The following is a 2,308-nucleotide window of genomic DNA, read 5'->3' as shown; positions in this document are numbered from 1 at the left end:
TCTTACTTGATTCAACTATAGGGCGCTACTGAACGGCTTTTCAAGTTGTAAGAGGAGACAAGTTATAATGATCACACCTCTATTCTTATCGACCCTTTGTCTTTTTTTTACTGTTTCCTACTTGCAACGAATTCATGAAAAAGTAATTGTTGGAGTGTGGAAACATCAGAAATTTGATATATTTTTTACATTTTCTCATGACAATAGTATGCTAATTATTACTCAGTGCATAAAATAGCTCAACTTTTGTATGGACTTATGCTATAAATAATGCATGGAAAAGATCGATGCCCGGTCCTTATCTCCTTCAGCACAAGAGCATTTACGCCGCATGGCGGTGAAGGCGGTCCTGGAGGGCGCCAAACAAAAAGAAGTTGCCCAGATGGTGGGGGTGACCCGCCACACCATCTGTCGCTGGGTGAAAGCCTACCGACTTCAGGGAAAGGAAGCTCTCAAGGCCAAAAAGAAAGGCCGTCCCAGCGGGGGGAAACTGCTGCCCTGGCAGGCGGCCCACATTGCCAAGGCGGTCATGGATCATCATCCTGAGCAACTCAAGTTGCCTTTTTTCCTGTGGACCCGGGAGGCGGTGGCCTTGCTCATCAAACGGCGCTTTGGCGTGCGCTTGTCGGTCTGGACCGTGGGTCGTTACCTGAAGCGCTGGGGCTTTACCCCGCAAAAACCGGCGAGGCGGGCCTGGGAACAAAACCCCGAGCAGGTGCAGCAGTGGCTGGAGCACGAATACCCCACCATCCGCCGGCAAGCCCAGCGGGAACAGGCCCAGATTTACTGGGGGGATGAAATGGGGCTCAGGTCCGATCATGCCGTGGGACGCTCCTATGGCCTCAAAGGTCAGACACCGGTGATCCTGGCCACCGGCCAGCGTTTCGGCTGCAACATGATTTCCGCCATTACCAATCAGGGGCGTTTAAACTTCATGGTGTTCAAGAAGCGCTTCACTGCCCAAGTGTTTCTGGAGTTTCTCCGGCGTCTGCTCCGCCAGAGTGATCGCCGGGTTTATCTCATTGTTGACCGTCATCCGGTGCATCGCTCCCTCCGGGTGCAGAACTGGGTCAAGGAAAATGAAGCGCGGATTCGCTTGGTTTTTCTCCCCAGTTACAGCCCGGAGCTCAACCCGGATGAACTGCTGAACCAAGATGTCAAGAGCAATGCCCTGGGCCGGCAACGTCCTGGCAACCAAACGGAGTTGATGGGCAAGGTCAGGAGCTACCTCCGCAGCCGTCAATGTAAACCGGACATCGTCTCGAATTTCTTCCAGGGGAAACACGTCCAGTATGCAGCCTGAAAAGTTAATCAATTAAACGCTCTGAGTAATAACTCTCATAAGACTCCTTATGGTGAAGGGGGGTGAAACCGATACCATACTTGAGGAGATGTTGGGCCTTGATGTAGGCCATCAATTCGGCAAAACCCACCACCATGACAATGATCAAGAGGATGCCGGTAATAATGACGGAGCGACGCATGGAAATAAGAGGTCTAAAAAGAATAGAAGTCCTTTACAGGAAAGGGATAATCCCACCTCGAGCTGATATGCCAAAATCCCTATAAAACGCTAGCAGCTATTGCAAAACTTCCTATTTTGATTTTTATTGTCATTCTGAGGGAGCGTAGCGACTGAAGAATCTAGTCTTTTCAACGAGTTCCAGATCCTTCACTTGGTTCCGGATGACACCAAAATAGGTTTTGCCACAGCTTGTAAGGGGATATCCCCCCACGGGTGGCCTTACCAATATTGGGCCCGGTGCTGCCGATAATAGGCCACGGTGGCTTCAACACCCTCGTGCAAAGAGGTTTGGGGCGCCCACCCGGTGGCTGCCTGGATGCGGGAGATGTCAGCAATAAAATCCCCGGTCTCCACCAGGTAACGGTCCTCGGGCCAGGGCAGATGCTGGACTTCGGTCTCGGGAATGACCTCGGCAATGAGGTTTACCATGTCAATGAACGGGGTGCCCACCCCTGAGCCCAGGTTGTACACCTGCCCGCTGGTCTTGGAACTGAGCGCGGCCCGGACGATCCCCGCAGCCAGATCTTCCACGAAAATATAATCCCGCTTTTGCAGGCCTTCCCCGAACACCGTCAAGGGCTTGCCCTCCAGGGCCAGGCGGATGAACCAGTTGACAATGCCGTATTTGCTGTGCTTCATCTGCTGCCGCGGCCCGTAAGGGTTGGTGATGCGGACGCTGACCGTGTCCAGGCCGTGGGCGTCGTGGAAAAACCGGTAGTACTTCTCTCCAGCAAGCTTGTGGATGCCGTAGATGCTCAGGCAGTTAAAAGGATGGCCCTCATC

The 2,308-nt window shown here is 52.7% G+C and carries 3 protein-coding genes; 1 reads left to right on the top strand and 2 read right to left on the bottom strand.

The genetic code is table 11. From position 1 onward, the window contains the following. The first annotated feature begins 274 nt into the window (after positions 1-274). Positions 275-1,303, top strand: coding sequence for an IS630 family transposase (locus V2I46_09630; GenBank protein ID MEE4177758.1), 1,029 nt, complete (start codon positions 275-277; stop codon positions 1,301-1,303). Positions 1,304-1,307: 4 nt separating this feature from the next. Here the strand turns inward: V2I46_09630 and V2I46_09625 are convergent, their stop codons facing one another. Together V2I46_09625 and V2I46_09620 are read right to left on the bottom strand one after the other, a co-directional pair. Next, positions 1,308-1,484, bottom strand: coding sequence for a hypothetical protein (locus tag V2I46_09625; GenBank protein ID MEE4177757.1), 177 nt, complete (start codon positions 1,482-1,484; stop codon positions 1,308-1,310). 260 nt (positions 1,485-1,744) lie between these two features. Continuing rightward, the coding region (locus tag V2I46_09620) for an NAD-dependent epimerase/dehydratase family protein (GenBank protein MEE4177756.1) at positions 1,745-2,308 on the bottom strand (564 nt) is incomplete at its 5' end.

Origin of the sequence: Bacteroides sp., assembly GCA_036351255.1 — a bacterium.
In the GTDB taxonomy this organism is placed as follows: domain Bacteria; phylum Bacteroidota; class Bacteroidia; order Bacteroidales; family UBA7960; genus UBA7960.
This window is presented reverse-complemented; position numbering and strand designations above follow the sequence as displayed.